11 protein-coding genes and 1 riboswitch are annotated in these 14,827 nt (G+C 69.0%); of the genes, 2 read left to right on the top strand and 9 right to left on the bottom strand.

What is annotated here, in order from left to right:
• Window positions 1-8 precede the first annotated feature (8 nt).
• Window positions 9-1,226, bottom strand: coding sequence for a PucR family transcriptional regulator (locus ACK8HH_RS05955; RefSeq protein ID WP_412475618.1), 1,218 nt, complete (start codon window positions 1,224-1,226; stop codon window positions 9-11).
• 118 nt (window positions 1,227-1,344) lie between these two features.
• Between ACK8HH_RS05955 and ACK8HH_RS05950 the strand changes: the two genes are divergently transcribed.
• A complete protein-coding gene (locus ACK8HH_RS05950; RefSeq protein ID WP_222111019.1) occupies window positions 1,345-2,862 on the top strand; it encodes a flavin-containing monooxygenase in 1,518 nt (505 codons plus the stop codon).
• A gap of 74 nt (window positions 2,863-2,936) precedes the next feature.
• On the opposite strand, the gene ACK8HH_RS05945 is transcribed toward ACK8HH_RS05950, so the two are convergent.
• The 8 genes from ACK8HH_RS05945 to ACK8HH_RS05910 all read right to left on the bottom strand — a co-directional run bounded on the left by ACK8HH_RS05945 (window position 2,937) and on the right by ACK8HH_RS05910 (window position 9,937).
• A complete protein-coding gene (locus ACK8HH_RS05945; protein ID WP_412475617.1) occupies window positions 2,937-4,256 on the bottom strand; it encodes an Ig-like domain repeat protein in 1,320 nt (439 codons plus the stop codon).
• Window positions 4,257-4,270: 14 nt separating this feature from the next.
• A complete protein-coding gene (locus ACK8HH_RS05940) occupies window positions 4,271-5,011 on the bottom strand; it encodes a hypothetical protein (RefSeq protein WP_039867447.1) in 741 nt (246 codons plus the stop codon).
• 35 nt (window positions 5,012-5,046) lie between these two features.
• A complete protein-coding gene (locus ACK8HH_RS05935; protein ID WP_412475616.1) occupies window positions 5,047-5,973 on the bottom strand; it encodes a hypothetical protein in 927 nt (308 codons plus the stop codon).
• A 266-nt stretch (window positions 5,974-6,239) separates the two neighbouring features.
• A complete protein-coding gene (locus ACK8HH_RS05930) occupies window positions 6,240-7,466 on the bottom strand; it encodes an acyl-CoA dehydrogenase family protein (protein WP_006896506.1) in 1,227 nt (408 codons plus the stop codon).
• Window positions 7,467-7,560: 94 nt separating this feature from the next.
• On the bottom strand, window positions 7,561-8,367 hold the full coding sequence (locus ACK8HH_RS05925) for a hypothetical protein (RefSeq protein ID WP_006896507.1): 807 nt from the start codon (window positions 8,365-8,367) through the stop codon (window positions 7,561-7,563).
• A 24-nt stretch (window positions 8,368-8,391) separates the two neighbouring features.
• Window positions 8,392-8,883, bottom strand: a complete 492-nt coding sequence (locus ACK8HH_RS05920; RefSeq protein ID WP_006896508.1) for a histidine phosphatase family protein — start codon at window positions 8,881-8,883, stop codon at window positions 8,392-8,394.
• Window positions 8,884-8,888: 5 nt separating this feature from the next.
• Window positions 8,889-9,695, bottom strand: coding sequence for a CbtA family protein (locus tag ACK8HH_RS05915; RefSeq protein WP_006896509.1), 807 nt, complete (start codon window positions 9,693-9,695; stop codon window positions 8,889-8,891).
• Between the two features lie 20 nt (window positions 9,696-9,715).
• Complete coding sequence (locus ACK8HH_RS05910; protein WP_006896510.1) at window positions 9,716-9,937, bottom strand: CbtB domain-containing protein; 222 nt, start codon at window positions 9,935-9,937, stop codon at window positions 9,716-9,718.
• Between the two features lie 41 nt (window positions 9,938-9,978).
• Window positions 9,979-10,126: riboswitch (cobalamin riboswitch) on the bottom strand.
• 53 nt (window positions 10,127-10,179) lie between these two features.
• Here ACK8HH_RS05910 and ACK8HH_RS05905 point away from each other — a divergent pair.
• Window positions 10,180-14,826 (top strand): ATP-dependent helicase, encoded by a 4,647-nt coding sequence (locus tag ACK8HH_RS05905; RefSeq protein WP_412475717.1) that lies wholly within the window; start codon window positions 10,180-10,182, stop codon window positions 14,824-14,826.
• The last annotated feature ends 1 nt before the right edge of the window (window position 14,827 follow it).

Genomic DNA, 14,827 nt, shown 5'->3' with positions numbered 1-14,827 from the left:
CCGCGCCCCTACTCGCGCCACCGCAGCGCTCCGAGCGCCGCCGCCACGGCGACGGCGTTCGTCTCCAGCGGCCGCGGCAGCAACTCCTGGGCACGCGCCACATGCCGGACCACGGTATTGCGATGCGTGTACAGGCGTGCGGCGGCCGCGCTCGCGTTGCACTGACAGGCGAACCACATCCGAACCGATTCGTGGAGACCGCGGTCGGCGGACGCCAGATCGCCGAGGGTGTGCGCGACGAAGGCGTCCAGCCGTGTCAGATCGCGCGTCATCGCCGCCAGCAACGCGAGATCGTCGTATGCGGCGAACCGCGCCGTCGAGCCGAGCCTGGTCAGCAGTTGCTGTCCTTCGAGTGCTTCGAAGTGGCTGCGGCGGAACCCCTCTCGACCCGCGCCGGGCGAGCCGGCCGTCACCCGTACATGCGGGTGCGCCGCGAGGGCCGCGTCCATCACCAGCCGATCGGTCGGCAGCCACACCCACAGTTCCGAGGCCCCGGCCAGGACGGTGAGACGGCGACCGACGCCGGAGGCGACCATGATCGCCTCGCAGGCGGCCTCCAGATCGTCGGGTGCCAGCCCGGCGTCCCCGGAGATCACCATCGCCGACTGCGGTCCTTCGATCGAATATCGGAGAGCGAGGTCGGCGCGGGCCGGTGCGATCGGCGCACCCTCCAGGATCAGCGCGACCGCAGCACGCCGCTGGGCGTGGTTGTCGCCCGCGAGTTCGGCGCGGGCGACGTCGATCTGGTGCGTCAGTTCGGCCACCGTGTCGTCGATGAAGGTGGCGATCGAGACCGAGGTCACCTCGAGAAGCTCCCGCAGCAGTCTCGCGTCCGAGGTCAGACCGAAGCAGATCTGCATCCAGAGCCGCCAGGCGGTGTTCTGCGCGGTGCGGAACGAGTCGAGCGCACCGGCGTCGAATCCGCGCCTGACCAGATCGCGGACGAAGCCGATCGTCTCCTCGTTGAGGTTGACGCTCACCCGTGCGCCGGGATCGGCAAGGTTGCTTCGAGCCCAGTGGTTGAGATTGCCCTCGTTGATCCGCAGGGCGACCTCTCGCAGATCCGCATCCACGAGGACGCGCTCCATCCCGGCGGGGTGCATCGCGGCGTGGTTCATATCGGCGATCCATTCGGGCGGAGCGTTCAGTACCGTCTCCACCCCGGCCCGGATGAGGTCGGCCACCTCGCGACTGGGCTCGGCCAGTTCTGCCTCGTCAGACGCCATATGGTTGATTATGCACTCCGACTGCGGCGATGTTGGTGCGATTCATCCTTGCTTTTCATCGACGGTTACAACGATCATTGGTATCGAAGGTTCAGCCCTCCTGACGAGAAGGAACACCATGACCACCGAATCGACGGGCACATCGGCCACCGCCGACTCGATTTTGAGCGAGCAGCCGCTCGACGTCGTCGTCCTCGGCGCAGGCATCTCCGGAATCGGCGCCGCGCACTACCTCACCACCGAGCATCCCGGAAAGAGCTTCGTGATCCTCGAATCACGCGACTCCATCGGCGGTACCTGGGATCTGTTCCGGTACCCCGGTATCCGCTCCGACTCCGATCTCAACACGTTCGGGTACGAGTTCAAGCCGTGGCGCGATCCCCAGGCCATCGCCGACGCACCCCGCATCCTCGACTACCTGCGTGAGGCCGTCGCCGAGGACCGCCTGGAGTCGAAGATCGCGTTCAACCGCCGCGCGGTGTCGGCCGACTGGTCCGAGGCCGAGCAGTTGTGGACCCTGACCGTCAAGCACAACGACACGGGCGAGACCTCCGAGGTCAAGACCCGCTGGGTGTTCGCGGGCACCGGCTACTACAACTACGACGAGGGCTTCACTCCGGAGTTCGCAGGCAGCGACGACTTCGCGGGGCAGATCGTCCACCCGCAGCACTGGCCCGAGGATCTCGACTACCGGGGCAAGAAGGTCGTCGTCATCGGGTCCGGCGCCACCGCCGTCACCCTGGTCCCCTCGATGGCGGGCGATGCCGCCCACGTCACGATGCTCCAGCGCACGCCGACCTACGTGATCCCGCTTCCCCGCGAGGACGCCATCTCCAATGCGCTCAAGAAGACGCTCGGCGCCGAGCGCGGCTACCGGCTGAGCCGTCAGAAGAACATCTTCCAGCAGAAGCTGGTGTACCAGTTCTGCCAGCGCTACCCGAGCGTCGCGCGCAAGGTCATCCGCGCCTCCAATGCGGCGCTCCTCCCCCGCGACTACGACCTGGACACCCACTTCAACCCGCCGTACAACCCGTGGGACCAGCGGCTGTGCGTGGTCCCGGACGGCGACCTGTTCAAGGCGATCAAGAAGGGCACCGCGTCCATCGAGACCGGCCGGATCAAGCGGTTCGTCGCCGACGGCATCGAACTCGAGTCCGGTCAGGTGCTCGAGGCCGACATCATCGTCACGGCCACCGGTCTCAACCTGCAGTTGTTCGGCGGGATGGAGCTCAGCCGCGACGGCGAGCCGATCGACCTGTCCGAGACCGTCGCCTACCGTGGCGTGATGCTGTCCGGCGTGCCCAACTGGGTGCTGGCGATCGGCTACACGAACTCGTCGTGGACGCTGAAGATCGGCCTGCTGTGCGAGTACTTCTGCCGCATGCTGACCCACATGGACCAGGGCGGCTACAGCTCGGTGCGGCCGGTGGCCGATCCCGGCATGGAGACCCGGCCGCTGCTCGATTTCGGCGCCGGATACGTCAAGCGGGCCCTCGACCGTCTGCCGAAGCAGGGCACACAGAGCCCGTGGACCATGACCATGGCGGTCTCCGCCGACGTCAAGCAGCTTCGCAAGGGCGAGGTCGACGACGCCTTCCTGGACTACCGGAAGGTCGCCGCCACCGTCGACGCCTGAGGCTTCCCCTTCGAGTACGGGTGCCCCGGACCTCATGGTCCGGGGCACTCGTGTCTATCGGTGGTCGGCGTCGCTCAGTTGCTGCTGCCGACCGCGTCGGTGATGCCGCCGAACAGCCCGCCGAGGCTCCCGCCGAACAGGCCACCGAGGCTGCCGCCGCCCAGGCTGCCCGTGCTGCCGCCGTCGCCGCCGGTGCCGGGATCGGGGTCGCCACCGTCACCGGGACCGCCCGGATCGCCTCCGCCGTCACCGGGGTCGCCGCCGCCGGCGGCCTCGACGACCAGGTTCCTTATCGACGACTTCGCGCCCACCACGGCCTTCAACTCCACGGCACCGGCGGTCGTGGGAGTCCACTGACAGGTGGCTTTGCCGTTCGCGAGGACGAGCCCGGAGCAGATCGCGGCACCGTTCGCGGTGAGTGTGACCGCACTGCCCTCGGATGCGTCGGACGTCACCACGACCGGGGTTGCGGTGCCGACCTTGGGCGATCCGTTGACCGCGATCACCGGCGCACCGGGTTCGGGTTCGGGGTCGGCTGCCGCGACGGTGCCCGTGATCGTCGCGTTGGACGCCTCGATGGTCGCGGTTCCCGAATAGACCGCCTTCAGCGAGTAGGCGCCACCCGCGGCGGGCTTCCAGTTCGTCGTCGCGACTCCCGCGGCGACGGTCCCGGTTCCGATCGAGGCGCCGTTGTTGAAGAATTCGACCGTGCCGCCGGTGGCGCCGCTGCCGCCGGCCGTGACCGTCGCCTTCACAGTCGAGGTCTCACCGGCCTTGGGCGCCGGCGTCACCGACACGGCCATGGCCGACGCGGTCTTGGGGGCGGGTGTTTCCAAGGTGATGGTCGGGCCCACGTTCGACTGGTTGTTGTTCTTCTCGAACACGTTGGTGGTGGACCACTGCAGGCCGCCGGTGTTCAGCGTGCCCGGCGCACACTCCACCGTGTAGTCCTGCGTCCAGATCAGCGGCTTGGCCTCCCACGAACCGCCACCGGTCGCATCGATCATCACCCAGCCGTCGCCGGAGGTCACCTCGTTCGGCTTCTTGGTCCCGGGACCGTCCGGATTGTTCGTGTAGGTCCCGCCCGAGACCGTCCACACGGAGGTGTTCGGCACCGCTTTCATGCACGACGGATGATTGTCGCGCACGCTGTACACCAGCCACCCCAACTTGCGGTCGATCCGATTCGTGATGGTGACCGTGTCACCGACCTTCACCTTGCCGTCGACCAAGGCCGCGCTCCCGACCGTCCGCGAGAAGCTGACGGTGTCGTTGCCGCCGGTCACCGGCGTCATCGTCTCCGCGCCCGCGGCCCCGGCCGCCGTGGTCCCTGCGATGATCGCCGCGGACGTCGACAGCAGGGCGACGAGCGCAGGTCTGTTGAGTCTGCTCATCTGATTGCTCCTGATCATCCGAAGAGGTTCGAGAGACTGCCGGACCCGAGGCTTCCGGACCCGGAGCTACCCGACCCCGAACTGCCGCCGGCACCGCCCGTGCCCTCGCCGCCCGAGCCGTCACCGCCGGAACCCGTGCCGCCGCTGCCGGTGTCTCCACCGGAACCGTCCCCGCCACCGGGCGACGACGCCGGGACCACCGTGATGGTCGGACCGACATCGGGCTTGTTGTTGTTCTTCTCGAACGCGTTGGTCGTCGACCATTGCAGACCACCCGTGTTCAGGGTGCCAGGAGCGCAGGTGACCACGTAGTCCTGCGTCCAGATCAGCGGCTTGGCCTCCCACGAACCGCCACCGGTCGCATCGATCATCACCCAGCCGTCGCCGGAGGTCACCTCGTTGGGCTTCTTGGTCCCGGGACCGTCCGGATTGTTCGTGTAGGTCCCGCCCGAGACCGTCCACACGGAGGTGTTCGGCACCGCCTGCAAGCACGACGGATGATTGTCGCGCACGCTGTACACCAGCCACAACATCTTCCGGTCGATCCGATTCGTGATGGTGACCGTGTCACCGACCTTCACCTTGCCGTCGACGAGGGTGGCGCCCTCGACCGATCGTTGGAAACTCACGGTGTCGTTCTCACCGCTGACGGGGCCGACGGTGTCGGCGGCCGCCGCACCGGTGCCGATTCCCGCCAGCGCGGCAGCCGCCGCGCAACTGCCCACGACCGCCACTGTCCGTCTGATTGTCGACATGTTCGTCTGCTTTCTCGAGGTGTTGGTATGCGCGCTCATCCGAGGCTGCCCGTGTAGATGCTTCCGGTGTCCATGCCGGCGCTTCCGCTGCCGAGGCTTCCACCGAGGCTGCCGCTCGCCGGGCTGGCCGAGACGTAGACGTTCTCGGTCACGGTGACCGGCTCTGCGCTGGAGATGACGGCGCGCAGCGGGTAGGTCCCGGCCTTCTTCGGCACCCAGGTGCAGCTGACGCGGCGGTCACCGTCGAGCTCGAGGTTTCCGCAACCGTCGAGCGACTTGCCGTCGGCGGTGAGGACCACCTTGTCGCCGGGGCGGCCGTCGGGGTTCTTGACGGTGATCTCGACGTCGTTGTCGGCCATCGCATCCTTCGGGTTCACCGAGATCCCGGGAACGCCGCGCGTCACCTCGATGTTCGGGCCGACGTTCGGATGGTCGCCGTTGTCGCCCACCCAGGTGGTCGAGTACTGCAGTCCGCCGGTGTTCAGCACCCCGACGTCGCACTTGAGCAGGTAGTCCTGCGACCAGGCGATGCTCTCCCAGGAGTTGGCCGCGGGCGCGTCGATCTTCGCCCATCCCGGACCGGAGGAGAACTCGTCGGGCTTCATGGCGCCGGAGACGTTCGGATTGTTCGTGTAGGTCTTGCCGCTCACCTTCCACACCGAGGTGTTGGGCACGGCCTCCATGCACGTCGGGTGCGTGTCCTTGACCCAGTAGATGAGCCATGCGAGTTTGCGGTCGAGCCGGTTGGTGACGGTGATGACCTCTCCGTTGGGCACCTTGCCGTCGACCAGTTTGAGTCCGCTGATCTCGCGGGAGAAGTTCACGGCACTGCTGCTGCCCTTCGCCGGACCGACGGTGTCGGCGTCCGCCGCACCCGATCCGGACATCACGCCGACCGCGCCCAGCGCAGCGATCGCCCCTGCCGCTGCGAGTCGTCGCAGCACGATCTTGGTTTTCAACACAGCCTCCTCGATTCGCGGCGCGGGATCAGGTGGGAGGGCGCCGCGACAGCGTCCGATAAATGTATGGATCCGACGAGGGCGAACGCTTCATCGAGCTGTCGATACGTCCCGAATTGCGTGCTGCCAGCACAAAAACTGCGACATATCGGCCGTTCGTAGGACGGCCGGCACGAAGTGGAGGGCGGCGCACCGCCCGCCGGACACGACGATGCCCGCAGGTTCCCCTGCGGGCATCGGTCGGAGTCGATGTGGTTCGGTCGCGCGCCCTACTGCGCCAGCAGTCCCTTCGCCACGTGGGTCACCTGGATCTCGTTCGACCCGGCGTAGATCATCAGCGACTTCGCATCGCGCGCCAGCTGCTCCACGCGGTACTCGGCCATGTAGCCGTTGCCGCCGAAGAGCTGCACCGCCTCCATCGCGACCTCGGTCGCCGCCCGGGAGGAGTACAGCTTCATCGCGGACGCCTGGGCCAGTGTCGGCGGCTTGCCGGCCTTGGCCGCCTCCATCGCGACGAAGAGCATGTTCTGCACGTTGAGCCGCGCGATCTCCATCTCCGCGAGCTTGAGCTGAATTAGCTGGAACTTTCCGATCTCCTGTCCCCACAGGGTGCGCGTCTTGGCGTAGTCGATGGAGAGCCGCTGGCATTCGTTGATGATGCCCAGGGACAGCGCGGCGATGCCGATCCGCTCGGCGGTGAATCCGGCCTTCGCGCTGTCGCCGCCCCGCTTGTCCGATCCGGTCTCCTCGGTCTCTCCGAGCAAACGATCCCGGCCCACCCGGACGTTGTCGAAGAACAGCTCACCGGTCGGCGAACTCATCATGCCCATCTTCTTGAACGGCTTGCCCTGGGTGAGTCCCTCCATGCCCTTGTCGAGGACGAAGGTAAGCACCTTGCGATCGCGCATCGGCGTGCCGTCGCCCTCGTCGAGCTTGGCGAAGACCACCATGGTGTCGGCGTACGGGCCGTTGGTGATGAAGGTCTTGTTGCCGTTGAGGATGTAGTCGTCGCCGTCGCGGCGCACCGTCGTCTTCATCCCGCCGAGCGCGTCCGAGCCGCTGTCGGGCTCGGTGATGGCCCACGCCCCCACCTTCTCCATCGTCACCAGCTCCGGAAGCCAGCGACGCTTCTGCGCCAGGGTGCCGCGGCTGCGGATCGTCGAGACCGTCAGGCCCAGTGAGACGCCCATCGACGCGATGAGGCCCAGGCTGACCCCCGCCATCTCCATGTTGAGGATCAGGAACATCGAGTTGGCGAGACTGTTCGATCCGCCGCCCGAGGATCGCGGCTCGCCCGCCTCCTCGGCTGCGAGCTCCTTCTCCAGGCTCTCGGCGTTCATCGAGTCCATCCCGAAGGTCGCCAGCATCTTGCGGAGGATGTCGTACGGCGGGAGCGACCCCGACTCCAGACCCTCCAGATTGGGCCGGACCTCCTTGTCGATGAAGCCGCGCACAGCGTCGCGGACCATCACATCTTCCTCAGACCACTCGAACATCAAGCCTCCAAACTGGAACACGTTTCACTTGGGTCTGACGGTAGCGCATCGTGCCACCGACCCGGTAGGTCGACGCCCTCAGTCGACCGGCTCGTCACAGCGCCGATCCGTCCCGTACGGCGGCCTCGGCCAGGCGACTGTGCCACTGCCGATTGAGCCACATCTCGACCAGTTCCGGCGCCACGCCCGCCTGCGCGGCCCAGCGGTGAAGCAGGGAGTTGTACCGCACGTATCTGCGGACGGAGTAGTGCGACACCGACGACGCGACAAGCCAGCCGTTCCACGTGAGACTGCCGGCGCTGGCAGCATCCAGCAGTTGCGGACGGTCGGGTGCCCCGGAGTGGATCGCCCAGCAGTACAGGGACATCAGGACGTGGCCCACACCAGGAGCGACCGGCCATCCCGACCAGTCCCGATACGCCGCGGCGTCGATCAGTGCCGGAGCGCGCCGGCAGGCGACGAGCGCACGCTCGACCGCGGCGAACGGCGTGCCCGCATCCCGCCCGGACCGGACGTCGACGAATCGGCGGACACCGCCGCGCAGCGGGTGCTCGGCCAGCCAGGCGGCACACATGTACAGGCGATCGAGTTCCGGTTCGTCACCGAGGCCCATTCCGTGCACACCCGGCTCGAGATCGCCCCGACGCAGGTACGCGGTGCCCTTCCACACCTGCGTTCCGTCCGCATCGCGCCCGCTGACCTGCGCCGGGATCTCGCACTGAGCCAGGCGCTCGTTCCACCAGTCGAGATCCACTTCGACGACATCCTCGAGAACCGTCTCGGCGTAGGGCTGGTTCCGGCACCAGGCGATGCAGTCCGCCGGAATCACCAGGTGCGCGTCCGCGCCGTCGCCGCTCCAACTCTCGTCCATGCGGCCGATGGTCGCACGGCCCTCTGACATCGACGTCGCACCTGCTCCGCGACGTCAGAGCGTGACCGTGTACAGCCCGCCCGGGCACACGTCGGCCGCAAAGAAGCTCGCGGCGTCCTCGCAGAGCACGGCCTGTGCGACCGGGCCCGCGACCACGAGCGTCGCCGGCCCACCCGCGGCGAGCGCGGCGAGAACGCCGCGAATCCGACCCACGAACGCGCCGACCGACTCACCGCCGTGGCCCGACCACAGGGGATCGCCGAACCAGGCGCCCAACTGCGCCGGGTCGACCGACTCCGGCGCGGTCGACCGCCAGCGGCCGACGTCGAGCGACGCCAGTCGCGGGTCGACGCCGAACAGACCGCACGCCAGGCGTGCGGTCTGCGTCACCGATCTCTCGGGTCCGGCGATCACCCGTCCGGCCCGGGGCAGCCGCGATGCGAGCGCCGCCGCATCCCGGCGGCCACGCGAGTCGAGATCGTCGTGCTCGCCGCCGAACCGGACCGCTCTGTTGGGTGCGGTCCGCGCGGCGACCACCAGATGCACCGACGTCAGGCGCCGACCTCCGCGAGCGTGCGGTCGGAAGTCTTGGACCGGCGCATCATCACGCCGAGCAGCGCGACGAACGCCACGGTCAGGACCGTCCACAGAAGTACCTGGTTCGCGATCGCGTACACCCGGAAGTCGGCCACCACCTGTCCGGGGAATCCGGCGCCGACGATCCGGTCGCCGTCCATCACCGGACCGGGGATCTCCTTGAACTCGGGAAGAAGCGCGGCCGTGATGGTCACACCGACCAGGTACACCACCGCGGAGGTGACACCCGACCACAGTCCGCCGATCCGGTCCGCGAGCCGGCAGCCGAGGATCACCGCGACGACCATCAGCGCCACCGACACCAGCGTCAGCGTCAGGTAGGCGCCCGACCGCGCTCCGATGGTGTCCTCCTCGCCGACCGCGGGCGGGTTGGGCGGGTAGACGAAGTAGGGGACGCCGATCACGGCCACGAAGGCCACGGCACCCAGCCCCGCTGCGACCGCCCGAGGGTCCGCGGCCGGCCACCGACGTCCCACGTAGGCCCACAGAACTGTGAACGCGACGGCGAACAGGGCGCCCATCGCGACGGCGAAGACGACCGTGCCGACTCCCGCACCGATGTTCTCCTGGACGGTTCGGCTGTAGATCTCGTGCTCGTGTGCATGCTCGCCGGACAGCATCGACTCGGCGTGCGACCGCTCCTCCTCGTAGTCGATGGCCAGCCGCACCTGCGGTTCGATGAAGATCCGCGCATAGACGAACGACACCAGTCCGGCGATCAGGCCTGCGAGCACGCCTGCGCCGGTGAATCTGCGCTCCATTGTTCTGTTGTCTCCCCGGCTCAGTGGCAGGGGAAGCCGAGGAAGTGCCGTGCGTCGTGCACGAACTCGTGGACATGGGTGTCGCTGCCGAACACCGACACCGCGCCCTGGTCGTATCCCAGGAAGTAGTAGGCGAGCGCCGCGAGTGCCACGGTGGCGGTGAGCCAGAGGGCCGCGCTCGCGGCGGAGAGGTTCGGCACGGCGAGGGAACGTACGCCCTGCGTTGCGGTGGATGCGGTCATCGTCGACGTCCTGTTCTCCCGGATCACGCGCCCGGGGTCGGCATTGTTCACACCGATGCGACTGTCTGGCTCGCAGTCCGACGGCGTCGTCGGCGGACCGCTCACAGTGGCGCGACCGCCCCGGATTCGCACCGGGTTAACCGCATCGGCCCGCTGAGTGTACCGCCGGCCGCAATCCGCTGAGTGTCACAGGTGTGCGCTTGAATGGGAGTGTGGCATCGGGCAGTCAGATCCTTCGGAGCATGCATCCGGCCACGCAGCGGTGGTTCAGCGACGCGTTCGGCGCGCCGACCCGAGCCCAATCCGGTGCGTGGACGGCGATCGCCCGCGGCGAGAACACCCTCGTCGTGGCTCCGACCGGGTCGGGCAAGACCCTCGCAGCCTTCCTGTGGGCCATCGACTCGCTGTACCGCGAGCGGATCGACGCCGCGACCGGCGGCAGTGCGGGCACCGCTCCGGGTGTCCGGATCCTCTACATCTCACCGCTCAAGGCACTCGCCGTCGACGTGGAGCGGAACCTGTCGGCACCACTGGTGGGCATCGCGCACGCGGCGCAGATCATGGGACTCGACGCACCGTCGATCACGGTCGGAGTCCGGTCCGGGGACACCTCGGCGGCCGACCGCCGACGGCTGCAGGCCCATCCGCCCGACATCCTGATCACCACGCCCGAATCGCTCTACCTGATGCTGACCTCCTCGGTGCGCGAGACCCTCGCCACGGTGACGACGGTGATCGTCGACGAGGTGCACGCCGTCGCAGCGACCAAGCGGGGCACGCACCTGGCGCTCTCGCTCGAACGGCTCGATGCGCTGCTCGAGCGGCCCGCGCAGCGCATCGGGCTGTCAGCGACCGTGCGGCCCGAGGAACTCGTCGGCGAGTTCCTGGCGGGCGAGGGCGACTGCACCGTCGTGAAGCCGCCTGCGGCGAAGACCTTCGACCTCTCCGTGGACGTGCCGGTGGAGGACATGACCGCCATCCCGCCGCCGGACACCGGGACGGACGATCTCGACGACGCCTTCTCCCCGACCGCCGGTTCCCTCTGGCCCCACGTGGAGTCGGCGATCGTCGACCGCATCGAGGAGAATCGCTCGACGATCGTCTTCGCGAACTCTCGTCGTCTCGCCGAACGTCTGACCGCCCGGCTGAACGAGATCGCCGCCGAACGCGCGGGCATCGAGTTCGACCCGGACCGACCGAACCCGACAGTGCCCGGCGGGATGCCCGCCTACGTCTCGGCCAGTGGAGACACGGCGGGCGCGCCCGCCGTCCTCGCCCGCGCCCACCACGGCTCGGTGAGCAAAGAGCAGCGTGCACAGATCGAGGACGATCTGAAATCCGGCAGGCTCCGGTGCGTGGTCGCAACGAGCTCACTGGAACTCGGCATCGACATGGGTGCCGTCGACCTCGTGATCCAGGTGGAGGCCCCGCCGTCCGTCGCGGCCGGGCTGCAGCGCATCGGCCGCGCCGGACACCGGGTCGGCGAGGTGAGTCGCGGCGTGCTGTTTCCGAAGCACCGCACCGACCTGATCCACTGCACGGTGGTGGCGCAGCGAATGCTCGCCGGCCGCATCGAGGCGCTCTCGGTACCGGCCAACCCGCTCGACATCCTCGCCCAGCAGACCATCGCGGCGACCGCCGTCGACGATCTCGACGTCGACGACTGGTACGCGACCGTCCGGCGCGCGATGCCGTATCGGACCCTCACCCGCGACGTGTACGACGCCGTCCTCGATCTGATATCCGGCCGGTATCCGTCCGACGAATTCGCCGAACTGCGCCCGAGGGTGGACTACGACCGCGCAGCCGGGCGGCTCACCGCCCGGCGCGGCACCCTGCGTCTGGCGGTCACCTCCGGCGGGACCATCCCCGACCGCGGGCTGTTCGGCGTCTTCCTCGTGGGCGGGACCGACCGCGCAGAAAGCGGCCAACCCCGCCGGGTCGGAGAGCTCGACGAGGAGATGGTCTACGAGTCACGGGTCGGCGACGTGTTCGCCCTCGGCGCGTCGAGCTGGCGAATCGAGGAGATCACACACGATCGGGTGCTGGTCTCGCCCGCGTTCGGCATGCCGGGGAGGCTGCCGTTCTGGATCGGCGACGCCGTCGGTCGTCCGGCCGAGCTCGGTGCGGCGATCGGTGAGTTCATCGGGATCGCGGGCCATGAGGAGAAGCTCGCCGCACTCGCCGCCGAACTCGGGCTCAGTGCCAATGCAGAGCGCAACCTGTCCGCGCTGATCGCCCAGCAGCGCGATGCCACCGGCGTGCTCCCGACCGACCGCACCCTCGTACTGGAACGCTTCCGCGACGAGCTCGGCGACTGGCGGCTGGTGCTGCACTCCCCCTACGGCCTGCGGGTCCACGCACCGTGGGCCGGTGCCGTGGCCGCGCAGCTCTCGGCACGTCTCGGCATCGACGGGGCCACCACTGCCACCGACGACGGCATCATCGTGCGCCTCCCCGACACCGATGACGATCCGCCGGGGGCCGACGTCTTCCTCCTCGACCCCGAGCACATCGAAGCGGACGTCACACGCGCGCTGGCCGATTCGTCACTGTTCGCGTCGCGGTTCCGCGAGTGCGCCGGGCGGGCGCTGCTGCTTCCGCGCCGTGATCCCGGAAAGCGTGCCCCGCTGTGGCAGCAGCGGCAGCGCAGCGCCCAGCTGCTGGCGGTGGCGTCGCGCTTCAGCGATTTCCCGATCATTCTCGAGACGGTCCGCGAATGCCTCTCCGACGTCTACGACCTGCCCTCGCTGGTGGACGTCCTCACCCGCATCATGCAGCGCAAGATCCGGATCACCGAGGTCGAGACGTCCACGCCGTCGCCCTTCGCGGCCTCGATGCTGCTCGGCTACGTCGGCTCGTTCATCTATGACGACGACGCCCCGCTCGCCGAACGCCGGGCGACCGCGCTGTCCCTCGACACCGCGTTGCTCGCCCAGCTCCTCGGCCGCGTCGACCTGCGTGAGTTGCTCGATCCCGCAGTGATCACGGAGGTCGTCGCACGGCTCCAGCGGACGGCTCCGGAACGGCGGGCGCGCGACGATCAAGATGTGGTGGACCTGCTGCGATGGCTGGGACCGTGCACACCCGGACAGATCGCCGAACGCTACCGGGGCGACGACCCACTCGCCGTTCCGCTCGACGAGGTGCTCGAGCGACTCGTCGCCGACGGCCGCCTGATCGAGGTGCCCTTCCGCGGCGCGACCGCTCTGGCCTCGGTCGACGACGCAGCGCGCCTCCGCGACGGCCTCGGCATACCGCTCCCGCTGGGCGTCCCCGCCGCCTACCTCCAGCCTGTCGCCGATCCCCTGGCCGACCTGGTGCACCGTTACGCCCGCACCCACGGACCGTTCACCACCGCCGATGTCGCGGAAGCTCTCGGCATGGCGCCCGCGGTGGTGACCCGGACCCTTGAAGAGCTCGCGGCGCGACGAACGGTGATCGAGGGCGAGTTCATTCCGCTCCCGCCCGAACCGCAGACCGGGCGCACCCCGAGCCAGTGGTGCCATTCCGACGTCCTCACCCAGCTCCGCCGCGGATCGCTGGCGGCCGGGCGCGCCGAAGTGGAGCCGGTCAGCGCCGAGGCGTACACCCGATTCCTGCTCGGCTGGCAGCACGTCACCGGGAAGTCACGGCTGCGCGGCGCCGCCGGCGTCGCGGCCGTCGTCGAGCAACTCGCCGGACAGCCGATACCGGCGTCGGCGTGGGAGACGCTGGTGCTGCCGGCCCGGGTGGAGGACTACCGGCCGTCGATGCTCGATGAGCTGACCGCCTCCGGCGAGGTGATCTGGTCCGGACACGGGGGCATCGGCGGGGCCGACGGCTGGGTGGCCCTGCATCTGGCCGACGCCGCCGCACTCACCCTCCGGCCCGCCGAGGACACCGAACTGACTCCCGCGCAGGACGCGGTCCGGACCGCTCTCGACCGGGGCGGGGCCCTGCGCTTCCGCGAGCTGTCCGACGCGCTGTACAACGCAGAGCACGCGATCCCCGACGGTGAACTGCCGGAGCTGCTGTGGGATCTCGTCTGGGCCGGGCTCATCACGAACGACTCGTTCTCGGTGGTCCGCGCCGCGCTGAACCCGCCGCGCAGCGCACGATCGTCGGCCACCTCCGCCCACCGGACTCGCGGTCGGCCGCCGCGTCTGCGCGCCGCGCGGCTGTCGTCGCAGTATCTGGCGGGTGCTGCGGGTGCGGCAGCCACGCCGCCCACGGTCGGGGGGCGGTGGTCGGTGATCCGTCGCATCGCCGTCGATCCGACCACCGCTGCCGCTGCCACCTGCGAGGTGCTTCTCGACCGCTACGGCGTGGTGACGAAGGGAGCCGTGACCGCCGAATCGACCGAGGGCGGGTTCGCGCGAATCTACAAGGCGCTCGGCGTCTTCGAGGACAACGGCCAGGTGCGGCGCGGGTACTACATCGACGGGCTGGGAGGCGCGCAGTTCGCCGCCGGTCACACCGTCGACATCCTGCGCGAGTCGGCTGTCGTCGCACGCCAGGAACGGTGCGCGGCGGTGGTGCTCGCGGCCACCGATCCGGCGAATCCGTACGGTGCGGCCCTCGACTGGCCCGAGCGAGCCGTCGAATCGGGGCATCGGCCCGGCCGGAAGCCGGGAGCGGTCGTGATCCTGGTGGGCGGACGCGCCGCGGTGTTCATCGAGCGCGGCGGAAAGACGGTGCTCACCTTCACCGCCGAGACCGAGATCCTCGAGGCGGCCGCGGCGGCGCTGTCGCACGCGGTCACCACCGGGGCGGTGCCGCGCATCCACATCGATCAGGTCGACGGCGAGCCGGTACGCCGCACACCGCTGGGTGACCGACTGGTCGCCTCCGGCTTCGCGACCACGCCCCGGGGGCTGCGGATGAACTACGACCCGAGGAGCCGGTAGC

The organism is Gordonia sp. LUNF6 (assembly GCF_047041125.1).
In the GTDB taxonomy this organism is placed as follows: Bacteria; Actinomycetota; Actinomycetes; order Mycobacteriales; family Mycobacteriaceae; genus Gordonia; species Gordonia sihwensis.
This window is presented reverse-complemented; position numbering and strand designations above follow the sequence as displayed.

Bases quoted from the DNA above. Each gene is read 5' to 3' on its own strand.
- ACK8HH_RS05940 (WP_039867447.1), bottom strand. From the start codon at position 5,011: ATGTCGACAATCAGACGGACAGTGGCGGTCGTGGGCAGTTGCGCGGCG.
- ACK8HH_RS05945 (WP_412475617.1), bottom strand. From the start codon at position 4,256: ATGAGCAGACTCAACAGACCTGCGCTCGTCGCCCTGCTGTCGACGTCC.
- ACK8HH_RS05955 (WP_412475618.1), bottom strand. From the start codon at position 1,226: ATGGCGTCTGACGAGGCAGAACTGGCCGAGCCCAGTCGCGAGGTGGCC.
- ACK8HH_RS05950 (WP_222111019.1), top strand. From the start codon at position 1,345: ATGACCACCGAATCGACGGGCACATCGGCCACCGCCGACTCGATTTTG.
- ACK8HH_RS05915 (WP_006896509.1), bottom strand. From the start codon at position 9,695: ATGGAGCGCAGATTCACCGGCGCAGGCGTGCTCGCAGGCCTGATCGCC.
- ACK8HH_RS05905 (WP_412475717.1), top strand. From the start codon at position 10,180: ATGCATCCGGCCACGCAGCGGTGGTTCAGCGACGCGTTCGGCGCGCCG.
- ACK8HH_RS05930 (WP_006896506.1), bottom strand. From the start codon at position 7,466: ATGTTCGAGTGGTCTGAGGAAGATGTGATGGTCCGCGACGCTGTGCGC.
- ACK8HH_RS05910 (WP_006896510.1), bottom strand. From the start codon at position 9,937: ATGACCGCATCCACCGCAACGCAGGGCGTACGTTCCCTCGCCGTGCCG.
- ACK8HH_RS05925 (WP_006896507.1), bottom strand. From the start codon at position 8,367: ATGTCAGAGGGCCGTGCGACCATCGGCCGCATGGACGAGAGTTGGAGC.